We start from the raw sequence: 13,867 nt of genomic DNA, 5'->3' as shown, positions 1-13,867 counted from the left end.
GCGGTCCCTGGATTGCTTCGTCGCTTCGCTTCTCGCAATGACGGCATGTCGTGCTCAATTCGCGACGAAGCGCGCCACGCTCTCGGCCACCGGCCGCGCCTTCAGGATGCGGCGATGGCCGAGCCCCTCCGTCGCTTCCAGCCTGACGAAGGAGCCGGCGCCGGCCAGCGCTTGCGCATGCTGGAAGCCGAGTTCGCGGTCCTGGCGGTCGTGAATGACCAGCGTCGGCAGCCCGATCGCCTCCAGCTGCAGCGGCCCTTCGAAGACGTCGACCGGGTTGCCCGCAACGACATGGATGCGCCGCTCCAGGGCCGCCTGACCGCGCCGGCCAAGGCCGATCGCGGCGCCGAATTGCCGGGTGATCTCGGTGATCGAAGACGGCGCGGCGATCAGCACCAACCGCCCGGCGCTGACCGGCGGCTGCCCCCTGACCGAGCCCGCCAAGGCAGCAAGCGCGATCGCGCCGCCGAAGGAATGCGTGACGATCGCATGCAGCGGCCCGAACACCCGCGCCACGGCGGCGAGACTCGCCACGCCGAGCGGGAGGTTGAGCTCGCGCCCCGTCGAAGCGCCATGGCCCGGCAGGTCGAAGGCGACGACCCGGAAGCCCGCGGCCAGTAGCGGCTCGACGAAGGCGGTCATCGAGGCCGCCTCTCCCGTCCAGCCATGGACCAGCAGCACCGTCCCGGTCGCCGCGCGCCCCTCCGGCTCGAAGACATAGGCCTGCACGCTCCCGCAGGGAAACGGGATCGCGCGTCGGCTGGCTAGCCGGAGTCTTGTCGCGGCAGCCTGTTCGGGCGATTTTCCGTTTCGCTTCAGCGGCCTCGGCGGGGTACAGAACAGACGGAAAGCAAGCCGGCCGGTCGCACCGGGTGCCACGAAGCTGGCGGCCCGGACCAGTGGGCGCATGTAGCGGAGAGCGGAAGCGGTCATGGCACAGACTCTGTCTTGTTCAGCGCTGAACGAATATGTTCAGCCATGAACAAAAAGCAAGAGCTTTCCGCGCCGACCCCTTCCAATCAGGCGACAACACAGATTCTGCCCTGGGACCTGCCGCGCTTCCGCAACTGGGTTGCCGTCGCCCGCGCACATAGCCTGTGGGAGAAGGTCTTCACCGAGGCGCTGGCGTCGCTCGACATCCAGCTCGCGCATTACGACGTGCTCGCCAACATCTTCCATGCCCCAGGCCTTTCGCAGCAGGCACTGGCCGAGAAACTGCTGGTCGGGCGCAGCGCGATGAGCATGTTGCTGCCGGTGCTGGAGCGGCGCGGGTTGATCGAGCGACGCAATGACGAAACCGACAAGCGCCTGCGCCGCCTCTGGCTGACGCCCGCAGGCGAAGCTCTGACCCGCAAGGCGATGGCGATCCACGTCACCGAGATCGAGGCGATGATGACTGTGCTCAGCGACGAGGAATGCCATGCCGCCGGCGAGTCGATGCGCCGCGTCGCCAAGGCGCTCGAGGCCCGCAGCGCAGCCGCAGGAAACCGCCTCGGCAGGTCGTGAACCGAAAGTCGATCAGAGGGCCAGGATGACCCGTGCAACGGCATCGAGCGCCGCCTCGGCATCGGCGCATTCGAGCGCCCCATCGACCGCGGGCGCGCCGTCCAGCAGGAACACCGGCCGCTTGAACTGCAGGGCGAAGGCGATCTCCGACAGGGTACCGTAGCCGCCGCCGATCGCGACGAGGCAGCAGGCGGCACGGGCGATCAGCGCATTGCGCGCCACGCCGATCCCCGTCGCCAGCGGAACGGTGACGTAAGGATTGGCCGCCTCCGGCTCGTCATCGGGCAGCAGGCCAATCGACAGCCCACCGGCCCGCGCGACGCCCCGGCAGACCTCCTCCATCACGCCTGAGCGGCCGCCGCACAGCACGGTGACGCCGTGCTCGGCGAGAAGCCGCCCCAAGGTCTCGGCGGCAACGGCCTGGGACGCGGTCGGCGTGCGCGTGCCGATCACGGCGACGGGCGTGCGCAGCGGCATCCCGCGCTCGCGCTGGAGCCAGCGCAGGGCATGGGCAGCCGAGACCGGCTCCCCCGGCCTGCCTGGTCGCGCTTCGCTCCATCGTCGCGCCGCCGGATCGAACATCCGGCCACGCTCGTCATGCAGCTGCCCTCTGCTGGTATCGAGTCGCAGCTGCGGGTGGTGAAGCATGGGCTCAGGCCGGCTTCTTTTCTTCGCCGAAGGCGGAGATGCCGCCATGCTTGGACGACCAGCTCGCCGGATCGTTAAGGAAGCTCTCGACCTCGGCAAGGATCTTCGGCTCGAAATGGCCGCTGTCCTTCGCGACGGCCAGCACGTCCCACCAGGTGGTGAGGTAGTGCAGGTTCACGCCGATCTCCGCCATCAGCTCGCGGCTCTTCGGGAAGATGTCGTAGTAGAACAGCACGAAGCAGTGCTGCACATCGGCGCCGGCATTGCGCAGCGCCTCGCAGAAATTGACCTTGCTGCGGCCGTCGGTGGCGAGATCCTCGACCAGCAGCGTACGCGCACCTTCGACGACCGAACCCTCGATCTGGGCGTTGCGGCCGAAGCCCTTCGGCTTCTTGCGCACATACTGCATCGGCAGCGCGAGGCGGTCCGAGATCCAGGCGGCGAAGGGAATGCCAGCCGTCTCGCCGCCGGCGATGGTGTCGAGCGACTCGTAGCCGATGTCGCGCACGATCGTGGTGGCGGCGAAGTCGATCAGCGTCGAGCGCAGGCGCGGATAGGAGATGATCTTGCGGCAGTCGATATAGACCGGGCTCGCCCAACCCGAGGTGAAGAAGAAGGGCTTGTCGCTGTAGAAATGGACCGCCTTGATCTCGAGCAGCATCTTGGCCGCTTCGCGCGCGATCACGGTCCTGTCGGTGGGGGTGAACAGGTTGGGCATGGCGCGGTTTCTCCGGGCTGAGCGACGCCGCTCGCCGGGGAGGGCAAGGGCGCAGGGGCAGGTCGAATTGGCAAACGGCCCCTTCTGATCGCCCCCGCCCGGCAGGTCAATCCCCGTGCCGCGATTTCCACCACGGCGCGCGGACAGGCGCCCCGCCGTCGCCAAAGCCACACGCGCAAATGTTTCCTGACACATCCACAGGCAGGGTCGAGGCCAATTATTGCGCCGGCTCCGGCCGCGTGACATGTCGAACCGACACCACGCATTTGAGCGCGCCTCGATCAGCTTTGCGGCTCAGCATCGTTCGGCCGCGCGAAAACGAGGGGCTTTGAGCCATGAGCGATCGGACAACATCTGCCGCCGCGCTGTCGGCACCGACGACGGTGGACGACAAGGCGCGCAAGGCGCTGTGGGGCGCCGCCATCGGCTATGCGATGGACGGCTTCGATCTGCTCATCCTCGGCTTCATGCTCAGGGCGATCTCGGCCGATCTGCAGCTGAGCCAGGCCCAGGCCGCCTCGCTGGTGACGGCGACGCTCGTCGGGGCCGTGCTCGGCGGCATCGGTTTCGGCATGCTCTCGGACCACATCGGCCGCGTCCGCGTCCTGACCTGGACCATCGTCCTGTTTGCCGTCTTTACCGGCCTGTGCGCCTTCGCCCAGGGCTATTGGGATCTGCTGATCTACCGGACCATCGCCGGCCTCGGGCTCGGCGGCGAATTCGGCATCGGCATGGCGCTCGTCGCCGAGGCCTGGCCGGCCTCGAAGCGGGCGCGCGCCTCCTCCTATGTCGGCCTCGGCTGGCAGGTCGGCGTTCTCGCGGCAGCCCTCATCACCCCGCTGTTGCTGCCCACGATCGGCTGGCGCGGCATGTTCGCCATCGGCGTCCTGCCGGCGATCGCGGCCTATTTCATCCGGCATTCGCTGCACGAGCCCGATGTCTTCGTCGCCCGCTCCAAGGACCGTCCGAAGGAATCCGCGCTTCGCCTGCTGGTCAAGGACTGGGAGACCACCAAGCTCAGCATCGGCATGGTGATCCTCTGCTCGGTCCAGAACTTCGGCTACTACGGCGTGATGATCTGGCTGCCGAACTACCTCGCCACGCGGTTCGGCTTCGCCCTCACCCAATCGGCCCTGTGGACGGCGGTGACCATCGCCGGCATGGCACTCGGCATCTTCGCCTTCGGCCATATCGCCGACCGGCTCGGCCGTCGCCCGGCCTTCTTCGGCTACATGCTCGGCGCCGCGGTGATGGTCATCGTCTACTCGCGGCTGATCGACCCGATGCAGCTCCTCGTCGCCGGCGCGGTGATGGGCTTCTTCGTCAACGGCATGCTCGGCGGCTACGGCGCGCTGATGAGCGAGCTCTTCCCGACGGCCGCCCGCGCCACCGCGCAGAACGTGCTGTTCAACATCGGCCGCGGCGTCGGCGGCTTCGGCCCCGTCGTCGTGGGAGCGATCGCCGCTGCCTATGGCTTCCAGACCGCCATCGCGCTGCTCGCGACCCTCTATGTCCTCGACATCCTCGCGATGTGGCTCCTCATCCCCGAGAAGCGCGGCGAAGAGCTGCTGTAAGCCGCGCCGTCGCGACAGGACGCACTGCGGGACTGCTGGCGCGGAGGCCGCGCCAGCCGCTTCAAGACGCATCTGCAACCAGCGCGGGCAAGCCAGCCCTGCCTCTCGAAATGCCGCTGGTCGCGGCAGGGAAGCTCGATGGCTTCATCCATTTGAAGGCCGACAGGTCGCGTCGAACAGCCTGATCCATGAGGAGCTTCTGGACGCGATCCGGGGCGCCTGACCGCGCCGGCTCGATCAGCCCTTGTGTAGCGCCAGCGCTGCCACTGCGGCGTCCTCATCGGTGATCAGGATGGAAGCCCGCCCGGCACGCAGCGTAGCCGCAATCACCGCCGCCTTGTTCCTGCTGCCGCAAGCCGGGATCACGGTGGGATTGCGGCGCAATCCCTCCAGCGGCAGGGCAATCGCACACCGATCGCCGGGACGGCGCTATCTCCCGCGACTTACATCGCCTTCCCGGCGCTTCACAATGCGATCGGCAGCTTCCACAGTGGGCCTGGGGCACCGATCGGCCCTGCGTGGCGAAGCGTAAATCCAATCGGCCTCGTTTCAGCTCCGGTCGGAAAACCAAGTCGGCGGAGAAAGCATAACGCCGCATTATAGCTGATCGCAAACAAAGCATATGAAGAATGGGAGGCAACGATCTAAGGCTTTGATACGGCCCAGCAACCCCAAAGGGGCAGCCTCGACGAAAGCCACGCTCGGACGCGGCATATCGATCTCGAAGGAGGTCGTGATCGGGCGGCCCTCCACTTTCATCCGATCAGGAACGCCCGTGCCACGTATCGTCACAGTCGCCGCCGCCCAGTTGGGCCCGATCCAGCGGGCCGAGAGCCGCAAGCAGGTCGTCGAGCGCATGATCGCGCTCATGGAGGCGGCCAAGGCGCAGGGCGCGACATTCATCGTCTATCCCGAGCTGGCGCTGACCACCTTCTTCCCGCGCTGGTACAGCGAGGATCGCGCCGCGGCCGACCACTGGTTCGAGCGCGCTATGCCCGGCCCGGAGACGCAGCCGCTCTTCGACAAGGCGAAGGAACTCGGGATGGCCATGAGCTTCGGTTATGCCGAGCTCACCCCGGAGGGACGCCACTTCAACAGCTCGATCCTCGTCGACCGCACGGGCCGGATCGTCGGAAAGTACCGGAAGATCCACCTTCCCGGCCATGTCGAGTTCGACCCTGAGCGCGCGCATCAGCATCTCGAGAAGCGCTATTTCGAGCCCGGCGATCTCGGCTTCCCCGTCTGGGAGTTCGAAGGCGGGCTGTTCGGGATGGCGATCTGCAACGACCGGCGCTGGCCCGAGACCTATCGCGTCATGGGGCTGCAGGGCGTCGAGATGGTCGTGCTCGGCTACAACACTCCCTCCGTCAACTCGCAATCTCCCAATGAGACGGCAGCCGACCGCCTGTTCCATCACCGGCTCTCGGTTCAGGCCGGCGCCTACCAGAACTCGACCTGGGTCGTGGCTGTCGCCAAGGCCGGCACGGAAGACGGCCACCACCTCTTCGGCGGCACGCTGATCGCCGCGCCGGATGGCAAGATCGTCGGCGAACTCGACCACGAGGAGGATGGCGTGCTCGTCCATCCCTGCGATCTCGACGACACTCGCTTCGGCAAGGCGACGATCTTCGACTTCGCCCGCCACCGCCGCGTCGAGCATTACGGCCTGCTGACCGAGCGCACCGGCGTCGGCGCCCCGCTCGGAAAGACGGAGGGCGCCTGAGCGCCCTCCTTGGCTCTCTCATCGGAACGGGTCGAACGGAGTGGGGAAGCGGCCCACCGGCGCGATCTCGGCATAGGGGCCGCGCGCCAGCAACTGCCCCTGCCCCGGCTGCGCCAGCACGCGTTCGCCGTCGAAGACGAGGCGGCCGCGCTGATAGGTGGCCGTCGGATAGCCCTGCACCTCCATCCCCTCATAGGGCGTGTAGTCGCTGCCGTGATGCTGCATGGCATTGGTGAGGGTGACGCGCCGGTTTGGATCGAGCAGCACGATATCGGCATCGGCCCCGATCGCGAGCGCGCCCTTGCGCGGCGCCAGCCCGAAACGCCGGGCCGGATTGGTCGCGACGAGATCGACGAAGCGGCGCAGGTCGATGCGCCCCTTCGCGACGCCTTCCGAGTAGAGAATGGGCAGCCGCGCCGCGAGGCCGGGCACGCCGTTCGGAATCTTGTTGAACGGCGCATTCTCGCCATGCTGCTTCTTGCCGCGCGGATCGTCGTAGCGCAGCGGCGAATGGTCGGACGAGACGATGTCGATGACGCCGTCGCGCAGGTACTGCCAGAGCGCCTCGCGGTCGGCGGCGTTGCGCAGGGCCGGCGAGATCATGAACTTCGCGCCTTCGAAGCCCGGCCTGTCCATGTCGGCCTCGTCGAGCACGAGATATTGCGTGCAGGTCTCCGCCCAGGCCTTCTGCCCGCGCGCCTGCGCCCGCTCAACCTCCTCGCCCGATTGCGCGCCGGAGACGTGGAAGATCTGGATCGGCGTATCCAGCGCCTCGGCCAGTGCCAGAATCCGATGCGTCGCCTCGCGCTCCACCACCATGGGCTTGGCCCAGGCGAGATGACGCGGCGCCGTCAATCCGGCCGCCAGCAGCGCCTGCGTCAACCAGGTGATCAATTCATGATGCTCGGCATGGACGCAGACCAGCGCGCCCGCCCGCCGCGCCGCAGCCAGCGTCTGCAGGATCTGCGCGTCGCCGAGGCGGTTGCTGTCATAGGTCATGAAAATCTTGACGGAGCGATGCCCGGCCTCGACCAGCGCCGGCAACTCGCTTTCCAGCACCTCCGGCGTCGGGTCGTTGACCAGCAGGTGGAAGGCATGGTCGATCCGCGCCTGCTTCGCCTTCTCGGCATAGGCGGCGACTGCGCCGGCCAGCGAGCCGCCCCGGATCTGCGGCGCATGGCAGACGACCGTGGTCGTCCCGCCCGCGGCGGCGGATGCCGTACCGCTGTCAAATCCATCCGCGATATCAGCCCCCGAGGAAAAGGGCTGATCGAGATGGACGTGGCTGTCGACGCCGCCGGGCAGCACGAGCTGGCCCCGCGCATCGATCTCTTCCCGGCCGCCCGGCAACCCCTCGCCGATCGCGGCGATGATGCCGTCGACGACACCGATATCGAAAGGCCCGATATCGCAGGCGGTCACGGCCGTTCCGCCGCGGATGACGAGATCGAAATCGCTCATGGTCTTTCTCCCCATGCGGCCGGGGCCCTGAAGTGGCGGCCACCCACAGCGCGCGAAACAGCGACGAGGTCAGAATGAAAACGGAATTGCGCGTTGCGCTCGGCGACAGGCTCTTCGGCGTCGAACGCCCCTGGGGCGCGCTGCCCTCGATGCCGGGAAGGATCACCGATCTCGCCATCGACAGGGACGGGCTCGTCCATGTCCTGCTGCGCCGCGACAGCGCCGTCGATCCCGACGGCCCCTGCGTCGTGACGCTCGCAGCCGACGGCAGGCTCCTGCGGAGCTGGGGCGAGGCGCTCTGCCTCGACGCGCACAAGATCGCGGGGATGCCCGATGGCGGTCTCGCCATCGTCGACCGCGACGCCCACCGCATTCTCTTCTGCGATGCCAAGGGACAGGTCCGGCAGCAGATCGGCGAAAGCCATCGGCCCGGCCATCCCTTCAATCATCCCAGCGACATCGCCTTCGCGCCCGATGGCGGCTTCTATGTCGCCGACGGCTACGGCAACGGGCTCATCCATCGCTTCGACGCCGAGGGCCGCCCGCTCGGTCGCTGGGGCGCGGTCGGCACGGCGCCGGGCGCCTTCCTGACGCCGCACGGCATCTGCGTGCTCAGCGACGGCCGCGTCATCGTCGCCGATCGCGAGAACAGCCGGGTGCAGAGCTTCACGGCCGATGGCGAGCTTCTGGCGGTATGGGACGCCTTCCTGCGGCCACAGGATGTCGTCGCCGATGCGGAAGACCGGATTCATGTCTGCGATTCCATCCCGACGCTGAGCCTGCTCTCGCCGGGCGGCGCCCTGCTCGGCCGCTGCCGGCCGGTTCTCAACGGAGCCCATGGCCTCTGGCTCGGGCCTGCCGGCGATATCTTCCTCGCCGAGACCAATCCGAACCGCATCACCCGCCTCTTCCCCATCGCGTCCTGACGCGGCGGATCGGCGACGACTCACGCGGCCGACGGAGCCGTGCGGTTCTGCAGCCGCGAGACCAGCCGCACGAAGGGCCAGAACATCAGGAAGTAGACGATCGCCACCGCGATCAGCGGGGTCGGATTGTAGAGCAGGCCCTGTGCGAGCTGCGCCGAGCGCAGCAGCTCCTGCAACGCAACCGCCGAGGCGATCGAAGTCTGCTTCACCAGCTCGACCGTGTTGCTGATCAAGTCAGGCAGCACATTGCGCGTGCCCTGCGGCACGACGACGTAGATCATGCTCTGGTACCAGCTCAGCCCCGTCGAGCGCGCCGCCTCGCGCTGGCCCTTCGGCACGGATTCGATGCCGGCGCGGAAGATCTCGGCGAAATAGCTCGACCCGTTCAGCGTCAGCGCCAGCACGGCCGCGGTGAACTCGTTGAGCTTCAAGCCCAGGAACGGCAGGCCGAAGAAGATGAAGATCAGCAGCACCAGCGGCGGGATCGCACGCATCACGTCGACATAGGCGATCAGCAGGAAGCGCAGCAGCTTGCTGGGCACGTCCTGCGCCATCGCGATGGCGATGCCGGTGAGCACCGAGAGCGGCACGGCGACCGCGGCCAGCGCCAGCGTCATCCAGAAGCCCTGCAGCAGCAGCGGCCAGACCTGTTTGAGGACGTCGAAATTGAAGAAGGTCGTGACGAGCTCGTCCATCATGACCTCGGATGCGCGTAGACGTGCTCCAGCCAGCGCGTGAAGCGCACGAAGGGCAGGAACAGCAGGAGGAAGAGCAGCGCGCCGACGGTCAGCGCAGTCGGATTGGCGACGTTGGACTGGATGCTCGACGTCACGTTGAGCAGTTCCGGCACGGCCACGACCGAGCCCAGCGTCGTGCCTTTGCTGATGCCGATGGCGCGGTTGGTCAGCGGCGGGATCGACATGCGCACCACCTGCGGCAGGATGATGTAGGCCAGCGTCTGGGTGAAGCCGAGGCCCGTCGAGCGCCCCGCCTCCCACTGCCCCTTCGCCACGGCGTTGATGCCGGCCCAGAAGATCTCTTCGGCAAAGGCTGAGAGCACGATCGCGAGCGCCAGCACAGTCGCCGTGACCGGCTCCAGCACCAGCCCGAAATAGGGCAGCGCGAAATAGGCCAGCACGATCAGGACGAGCTGCGGGATCGAGCGGAAGAAGTCGATATAGAAGATGATCAGCCAGTTCAGCGGCCGGATGCCGTAGAGCCTGAGGATCGCGAGCGCGAGGCCGAGCGGGATGCCGATCAGCACCGTCAGGATCGACATCTCGACGGTGATCAGGAAGCCGCGCAGGATGTCGGGCCAGTAGGCCGACAGCAGCCCGAAATCGAAGAAGTAGCGGACGATCTGATCCATGTGCGCCCGTCAGCCGTGCGAGCGCATCACGAAGTCGCGGATGCGCTGGTGCTGCGGGTTGATCAGGATCTCCTGCGGCGTGCCCTCGGCCAGGATCGCGCCATGGTCCATGAAGACGACGCGGTCGGCGACATCGCGCGCGAACTTCATCTCATGCGTCACCACGATCATGGTCATGCCCATCTCCTTGGTGCGGACCATGACGTTGAGCACTTCGCCGACGAGTTCTGGATCGAGCGCCGAGGTCGGCTCGTCGAAGAGCATGACCTGCGGCTCCAGCGCCATGGCGCGGGCGATGCCGACGCGCTGCTGCTGCCCCCCTGACAGCTCCGCCGGATAGGAATCGGCCTTGTGGGCGAGGCCGACGACCTCGAGATGGTGCCGCGCCTTGCGCTCGGCCTCCTCCTTGCCGAGGCCGACGACCTTGCGCAGCGCCAGCATCACGTTCCCCAGCGCCGTCTTGTGCGGGTAGAGATGGATGCCCTGGAAGACCATGCCGATCCGGCGGCGCAGGAGATTGAGGTCCACCTTCGGACCGGTGATCTCCTGCCCGCCGACGCGGATGGTGCCCGCCGTCGGCTCCTCCAGCCGGTTGATGCAGCGCAGGCAGGTGCTCTTGCCCGAACCGGAGGAGCCGACGATCACGACGGCCTCGCCCTTGCCGACCTTGAGGTCGACGCCGCGCAGCACCTCGACATTGCCGAAGCTCTTGCGCAGCCCCTCGATCGAAACGATCGTCTCAGCAGGCGTGGCCGTCATGGCGGGCTGCGAGTTCACTTGCAGGCAGCCTTGCGCTCGGTCGCGTCATAGCCCTCGAAATCCGGCGCGCCGGTGCCCGGATAGACCTTTGCCGCCGAGGAATTGGCATCCGGCTTCACGCCGAACCACTTCTCGTGGATCTTCGCGAGCGTGCCGTCGGTCTTCATGCATTCCAGCGCACCTTCGACCTGAGACCGGAAGGCGGCGTCCTCCTTGCGGAAGGCGATGCCGAAGTTGCGGCCGCTGTCGAGCACGAAGGCAACTTCCGCAGCTGGCGTCTGCGTGGAGACATAGCGCGAGACCGGCGCATCGGCGACGTTGGCGAAGGCGCGGCCGATCATGACCGCCTGCACGGCGTCGGCATTCTTGTTGTAGCGCTGGATGGTGAAGCCGTATTTGGACTCGTTGTCGGTCAGCCACTTGTCCGAGATCGAGCCGTTGTTGACGGTCAGCGCCTTGCCCTTCAGGTCTTCGAGATTGGCGATCTTGTTGCCCTTCTTGACGAGGAAGCCGAGGCCCGTCGGCATGTAGGGCTCGCTGAACAGCATCTGCGCGGCGCGCTCGGGCGTGATGTTGGTCGGCGCCGGGATCATCTCGTAGCGCTTGGAGAACAGGCCGGCGAAGATCGCCGAGAAGTTCGAATCCGTGACCTCGACGCCCGGGCGGCCGAGCTTCTGGGCGATCGCGAGGGACATGTCATAGGTGAAGCCGGTGGTCTCGCCGGCCGGTGTCTTGAAGCAGAACGGCGCGAAACCGAGGTCGCAGGCCACTTTCAGCTTTTCGTTCTGCGGATGATCGGCGTCCTCAGCCATGGCCGGCATCGCGATGAGGGCGGCCAACGCCAAGCCCCTGATGGCGGCGCGCGCCATCCCGATCGAATTCAGTTTCATGCTTCCGCTCCCGTTGTGCGACGGCGCCGCCGCGATCGTTGCGCCCCTGTTCCAGCAACAATCCGGCCACGTCTGGAGCGAAGCCTAACAGGGCGAAATCATGCCCTGCCAATTATTTATTGTCAGGTTTCCATAACATGATGTTAAGCGTCTTCGGGCGGCTCCGCATCCTTGCCCCTGGGCAAGGGCGGCACCAATCCGCGCAAAATATCGACGAAGGCGCTCGCCGTCCGCGAAAGCGGCTCGAAGCGCGGCGTCAGAAGATGCGCGCGGACCCGCGTCTTGGGCGCGAGCGGGCGCGACACCAGCTCCGGCCAGGTCCGCCCGCGCAGCACGAACTCGTCGACGACCGCGATGCCGGCGCCGGCCCGCACCATTGCGCAGGCGACGGGCGTGAAGCGAACGACGGTGCTTATGCGGAGCGGCGCGGCTTTCAGAGCGAGCGCACGCCCGACGACGTCGCCATAGGGCGTCTGCGGCCCGAACCCGATCAGGGGGTAGGGAACGAGATCGGCAGGGCGGATCACGCGCAGCCGTGCCAACGCATGGTCGCGTGGCATGATCACCATCAGCCGCCCCTCTGTCAGCACCTCCATGTCGAGTGTCGGCTCGTCGACGGGAAGGATCGAGACGCCGAGATCGGCCCGGCCGGCCACGACCTTGGCGACGATCTCGAGCAGGGTCAGCACCTCGAACTCGACGCGCAGATCCGGGAAGCGCTCGCGCAGGCGGGCAATGGCGTCCGGCACCAGCGCCTGCCCGACGCTCGGGCTCGCGACGATCCGCACCGAGCCGGTGCCGCGCTCGCGCAGTTCCTCCGCCAGCTCGTTGACCCGGACCACGCCCTGATGGACCTGATCGACCTCCTGGAACAGGCGACGTGCCTCCGGCGTAGGCTGCACGCGGCCGCGCACCCGTTCAAACAGGCGCAGCGCCAACCGGTCCTCCGTATAGGCCAGGAGACGGCTGATCGCGGGCTGCGAGACCGAAAGCAGCCGCGCCGCGCCGCTGATCGATCCAGTGATCATGATGGCACGGAAGACTTCGATCTGCCGGAGATTGAGGCGCATGAGGATAACATCCGATTATGGTCGGCCGCATAATAAGCATGATTCATTTCGCGCATAGCGCTCTAAGCTCGATCTCGCGCCGGCAACGACCGGTCACAAGGGACGAGGCCGGCCGATGAGGCGCTTTCTGACGATGAGGGATGTCGAGGCCGCTGTGGCCGGCGGTTCGGTCTTCGCCGCGGGCGGAGGCGGCTGGGCCGATCATGGCCGCATGCTCGGCACCGCCGCGGTCAACACCGGCAGGCCCGAGCTCGTCACCATGGACGAGATTCCCGACGACGCCATCATCGCCACCGCCGCCGCCATCGGCGCACCCGCCGGCACGACCGAGTGGGAGATGTGGGGCATCGACTACGTCAAGGCCGTGCAGCTGCTGCAGGAGGCACTGGGCAAGCCAGTCTACGGCCTCATCATCGGCCAGAACGGCATGTCGAGCACGCTGAACGCCTGGCTTCCCAGCGCGATCCTCGGGGTGAAAGTGGTCGACGCCGTCGGCGACATCCGCGCCCACCCCACCGGCGACATGGGCTCGATAGGCCTCGCCAACAGCCCGGAAGCGACCATTCAGGTCGCGGTCGGCGGCAACCGTGCCAAGAACCAGTATATCGAGCTGGTGACCCGCGGCGCCACGGCCAAGGTCTCGCCGATCCTGCGCACCGCTTCGGACATGTCCGGCGGCTTCATCGCCTCCTGCCGCAACCCCGTCTCGGCGGCTTACGTTCGCCAGAATGCCGCGCTCGGCGGCATCTCGATGGCGCTGGCGCTAGGCGAGCGCATCCTCGATGCCAGGCCGAAGGGCGGTTCGGCCGTGATCGACGCGATCTGCGACCAGACCGGCGGTTCGATCATCGCGCGCGGCCCCGTCGCCAAGAAGGATGTCCGCTACACCAACGAGGCCTTCGACATCGGCACGATCCAGGTCGGCACCGGTGCGGCCGCGCGCATCATCCACGTCATGAACGAGTACATGGCCGTCACCGACCTGGATGGCGCCCGGCACGCCTGCTTCCCGGACGTGATCACCACGCTCGACAATGACGGCCAACCAGTCAGCGCCGGCCATGTCCGCGAGGGCATGGAGCTCTCGGTCCTGCGCGTGCCCAAGGACAAGATCCCGCTGAGCTCCAGCGTGACCGACCCCAGCGTCTATCCGATCGTCGAGAAGGCGCTCGGCATGAACTTCACCGAATACGCGCTCGGCCGCGAAGGCTAGTCAGCGCCGC

16 protein-coding genes are annotated in these 13,867 nt (G+C 67.1%); 6 read left to right on the top strand and 10 right to left on the bottom strand.

All coding sequences use genetic code 11. The annotated features are described in order from the left end of the window. Positions 1–54: 54 nt before the first annotated feature. Positions 55–933, bottom strand: a complete 879-nt coding sequence (locus AC1DIN_RS09235; protein WP_476809516.1) for an alpha/beta fold hydrolase — start codon at positions 931–933, stop codon at positions 55–57. Positions 934–978: 45 nt separating this feature from the next. Here AC1DIN_RS09235 and AC1DIN_RS09230 point away from each other — a divergent pair, with 45 nt between their 5' ends. Then, positions 979–1,506, top strand: a complete 528-nt coding sequence (locus tag AC1DIN_RS09230; RefSeq protein WP_476809515.1) for a MarR family winged helix-turn-helix transcriptional regulator — start codon at positions 979–981, stop codon at positions 1,504–1,506. Between the two features lie 12 nt (positions 1,507–1,518). On the opposite strand, the gene AC1DIN_RS09225 is transcribed toward AC1DIN_RS09230, so the two are convergent. Beyond that, positions 1,519–2,154, bottom strand: coding sequence for a TIGR00725 family protein (locus AC1DIN_RS09225; protein WP_476809514.1), 636 nt, complete (start codon positions 2,152–2,154; stop codon positions 1,519–1,521). A 4-nt stretch (positions 2,155–2,158) separates the two neighbouring features. Continuing rightward, positions 2,159–2,872 (bottom strand): orotate phosphoribosyltransferase, encoded by a 714-nt coding sequence (locus tag AC1DIN_RS09220; protein ID WP_441469347.1) that lies wholly within the window; start codon positions 2,870–2,872, stop codon positions 2,159–2,161. A 335-nt stretch (positions 2,873–3,207) separates the two neighbouring features. On the opposite strand from AC1DIN_RS09220, the gene AC1DIN_RS09215 reads away from it, so the two are divergent. Further along, positions 3,208–4,446, top strand: coding sequence for an MFS transporter (locus tag AC1DIN_RS09215; RefSeq protein WP_476809513.1), 1,239 nt, complete (start codon positions 3,208–3,210; stop codon positions 4,444–4,446). Between the two features lie 237 nt (positions 4,447–4,683). Here the strand turns inward: AC1DIN_RS09215 and AC1DIN_RS09210 are convergent, their stop codons facing one another. Beyond that, complete coding sequence (locus AC1DIN_RS09210; RefSeq protein WP_476809743.1) at positions 4,684–4,851, bottom strand: sugar-binding domain-containing protein; 168 nt, start codon at positions 4,849–4,851, stop codon at positions 4,684–4,686. A gap of 370 nt (positions 4,852–5,221) precedes the next feature. Between AC1DIN_RS09210 and AC1DIN_RS09205 the strand changes: the two genes are divergently transcribed. Next, the gene (locus tag AC1DIN_RS09205; protein WP_476809512.1) at positions 5,222–6,169 is read left to right on the top strand and encodes an N-carbamoyl-D-amino-acid hydrolase; all 948 of its coding nucleotides are present in this window, start codon (positions 5,222–5,224) and stop codon (positions 6,167–6,169) included. Between the two features lie 18 nt (positions 6,170–6,187). Here the strand turns inward: AC1DIN_RS09205 and hydA are convergent, their stop codons facing one another. Continuing rightward, positions 6,188–7,630 carry a dihydropyrimidinase gene (gene hydA, locus AC1DIN_RS09200; protein ID WP_476809511.1) on the bottom strand — a complete coding sequence of 481 codons (1,443 nt, stop codon included), beginning with the start codon at positions 7,628–7,630 and terminating at the stop codon, positions 6,188–6,190. A 74-nt stretch (positions 7,631–7,704) separates the two neighbouring features. Here hydA and AC1DIN_RS09195 point away from each other — a divergent pair, with 74 nt between their 5' ends. Then, positions 7,705–8,556, top strand: coding sequence for an NHL repeat-containing protein (locus AC1DIN_RS09195; protein ID WP_476809510.1), 852 nt, complete (start codon positions 7,705–7,707; stop codon positions 8,554–8,556). Positions 8,557–8,576: 20 nt separating this feature from the next. Here the strand turns inward: AC1DIN_RS09195 and AC1DIN_RS09190 are convergent, their stop codons facing one another. From AC1DIN_RS09190 to AC1DIN_RS09175, 4 genes are read right to left on the bottom strand one after another with little or no spacing between them, the layout of a single operon-like run. Then, the gene (locus AC1DIN_RS09190) at positions 8,577–9,251 is read right to left on the bottom strand and encodes an amino acid ABC transporter permease (RefSeq protein WP_476809509.1); all 675 of its coding nucleotides are present in this window, start codon (positions 9,249–9,251) and stop codon (positions 8,577–8,579) included. Then, positions 9,251–9,925, bottom strand: a complete 675-nt coding sequence (locus AC1DIN_RS09185; RefSeq protein ID WP_441469353.1) for an amino acid ABC transporter permease — start codon at positions 9,923–9,925, stop codon at positions 9,251–9,253. Before AC1DIN_RS09185 ends, AC1DIN_RS09190 begins: the two co-directional genes overlap by 1 nt. Before the next feature lie 9 nt (positions 9,926–9,934). After that, positions 9,935–10,684 carry an amino acid ABC transporter ATP-binding protein gene (locus tag AC1DIN_RS09180; protein ID WP_476809508.1) on the bottom strand — a complete coding sequence of 250 codons (750 nt, stop codon included), beginning with the start codon at positions 10,682–10,684 and terminating at the stop codon, positions 9,935–9,937. A gap of 14 nt (positions 10,685–10,698) precedes the next feature. Beyond that, positions 10,699–11,496, bottom strand: a complete 798-nt coding sequence (locus AC1DIN_RS09175) for a substrate-binding periplasmic protein (RefSeq protein WP_476809507.1) — start codon at positions 11,494–11,496, stop codon at positions 10,699–10,701. On the opposite strand from AC1DIN_RS09175, the gene AC1DIN_RS09170 reads away from it, so the two are divergent. Beyond that, entirely contained in the window at positions 11,495–11,662 is a 168-nt protein-coding gene (locus AC1DIN_RS09170; RefSeq protein ID WP_441469356.1) for a hypothetical protein, read from the top strand. The genes AC1DIN_RS09175 and AC1DIN_RS09170 overlap by 2 nt on opposite strands. A 55-nt stretch (positions 11,663–11,717) precedes the next feature. Here the strand turns inward: AC1DIN_RS09170 and AC1DIN_RS09165 are convergent, their stop codons facing one another. Further along, the gene (locus AC1DIN_RS09165; RefSeq protein ID WP_476809506.1) at positions 11,718–12,644 is read right to left on the bottom strand and encodes a LysR family transcriptional regulator; all 927 of its coding nucleotides are present in this window, start codon (positions 12,642–12,644) and stop codon (positions 11,718–11,720) included. 115 nt (positions 12,645–12,759) lie between these two features. On the opposite strand from AC1DIN_RS09165, the gene AC1DIN_RS09160 reads away from it, so the two are divergent. Then, positions 12,760–13,857: a DUF917 domain-containing protein gene (locus AC1DIN_RS09160; RefSeq protein ID WP_476809505.1), complete on the top strand. Its 1,098-nt coding sequence runs from the start codon at positions 12,760–12,762 to the stop codon at positions 13,855–13,857. The last annotated feature ends 10 nt before the right edge of the window (positions 13,858–13,867 follow it).

Source organism: Allobosea sp. 05T438 (assembly GCF_056396025.1).
This window is presented reverse-complemented; position numbering and strand designations above follow the sequence as displayed.

Excerpts from the sequence above, each read along its gene's own strand:
- hydA (WP_476809511.1), bottom strand. The coding sequence starts at position 7,630 with ATGAGCGATTTCGATCTCGTCATCCGCGGCGGAACGGCCGTGACCGCC.
- AC1DIN_RS09195 (WP_476809510.1), top strand. The coding sequence starts at position 7,705 with ATGAAAACGGAATTGCGCGTTGCGCTCGGCGACAGGCTCTTCGGCGTC.
- AC1DIN_RS09185 (WP_441469353.1), bottom strand. The coding sequence starts at position 9,925 with ATGGATCAGATCGTCCGCTACTTCTTCGATTTCGGGCTGCTGTCGGCC.
- AC1DIN_RS09170 (WP_441469356.1), top strand. The coding sequence starts at position 11,495 with ATGGCCGGCATCGCGATGAGGGCGGCCAACGCCAAGCCCCTGATGGCG.
- AC1DIN_RS09225 (WP_476809514.1), bottom strand. The coding sequence starts at position 2,154 with ATGCTTCACCACCCGCAGCTGCGACTCGATACCAGCAGAGGGCAGCTG.
- AC1DIN_RS09180 (WP_476809508.1), bottom strand. The coding sequence starts at position 10,684 with ATGACGGCCACGCCTGCTGAGACGATCGTTTCGATCGAGGGGCTGCGC.
- AC1DIN_RS09215 (WP_476809513.1), top strand. The coding sequence starts at position 3,208 with ATGAGCGATCGGACAACATCTGCCGCCGCGCTGTCGGCACCGACGACG.
- AC1DIN_RS09220 (WP_441469347.1), bottom strand. The coding sequence starts at position 2,872 with ATGCCCAACCTGTTCACCCCCACCGACAGGACCGTGATCGCGCGCGAA.
- AC1DIN_RS09235 (WP_476809516.1), bottom strand. The coding sequence starts at position 933 with ATGACCGCTTCCGCTCTCCGCTACATGCGCCCACTGGTCCGGGCCGCC.
- AC1DIN_RS09160 (WP_476809505.1), top strand. The coding sequence starts at position 12,760 with ATGAGGCGCTTTCTGACGATGAGGGATGTCGAGGCCGCTGTGGCCGGC.
- AC1DIN_RS09165 (WP_476809506.1), bottom strand. The coding sequence starts at position 12,644 with ATGCGCCTCAATCTCCGGCAGATCGAAGTCTTCCGTGCCATCATGATC.
- AC1DIN_RS09230 (WP_476809515.1), top strand. The coding sequence starts at position 979 with ATGAACAAAAAGCAAGAGCTTTCCGCGCCGACCCCTTCCAATCAGGCG.
- AC1DIN_RS09175 (WP_476809507.1), bottom strand. The coding sequence starts at position 11,496 with ATGGCTGAGGACGCCGATCATCCGCAGAACGAAAAGCTGAAAGTGGCC.
- AC1DIN_RS09190 (WP_476809509.1), bottom strand. The coding sequence starts at position 9,251 with ATGGACGAGCTCGTCACGACCTTCTTCAATTTCGACGTCCTCAAACAG.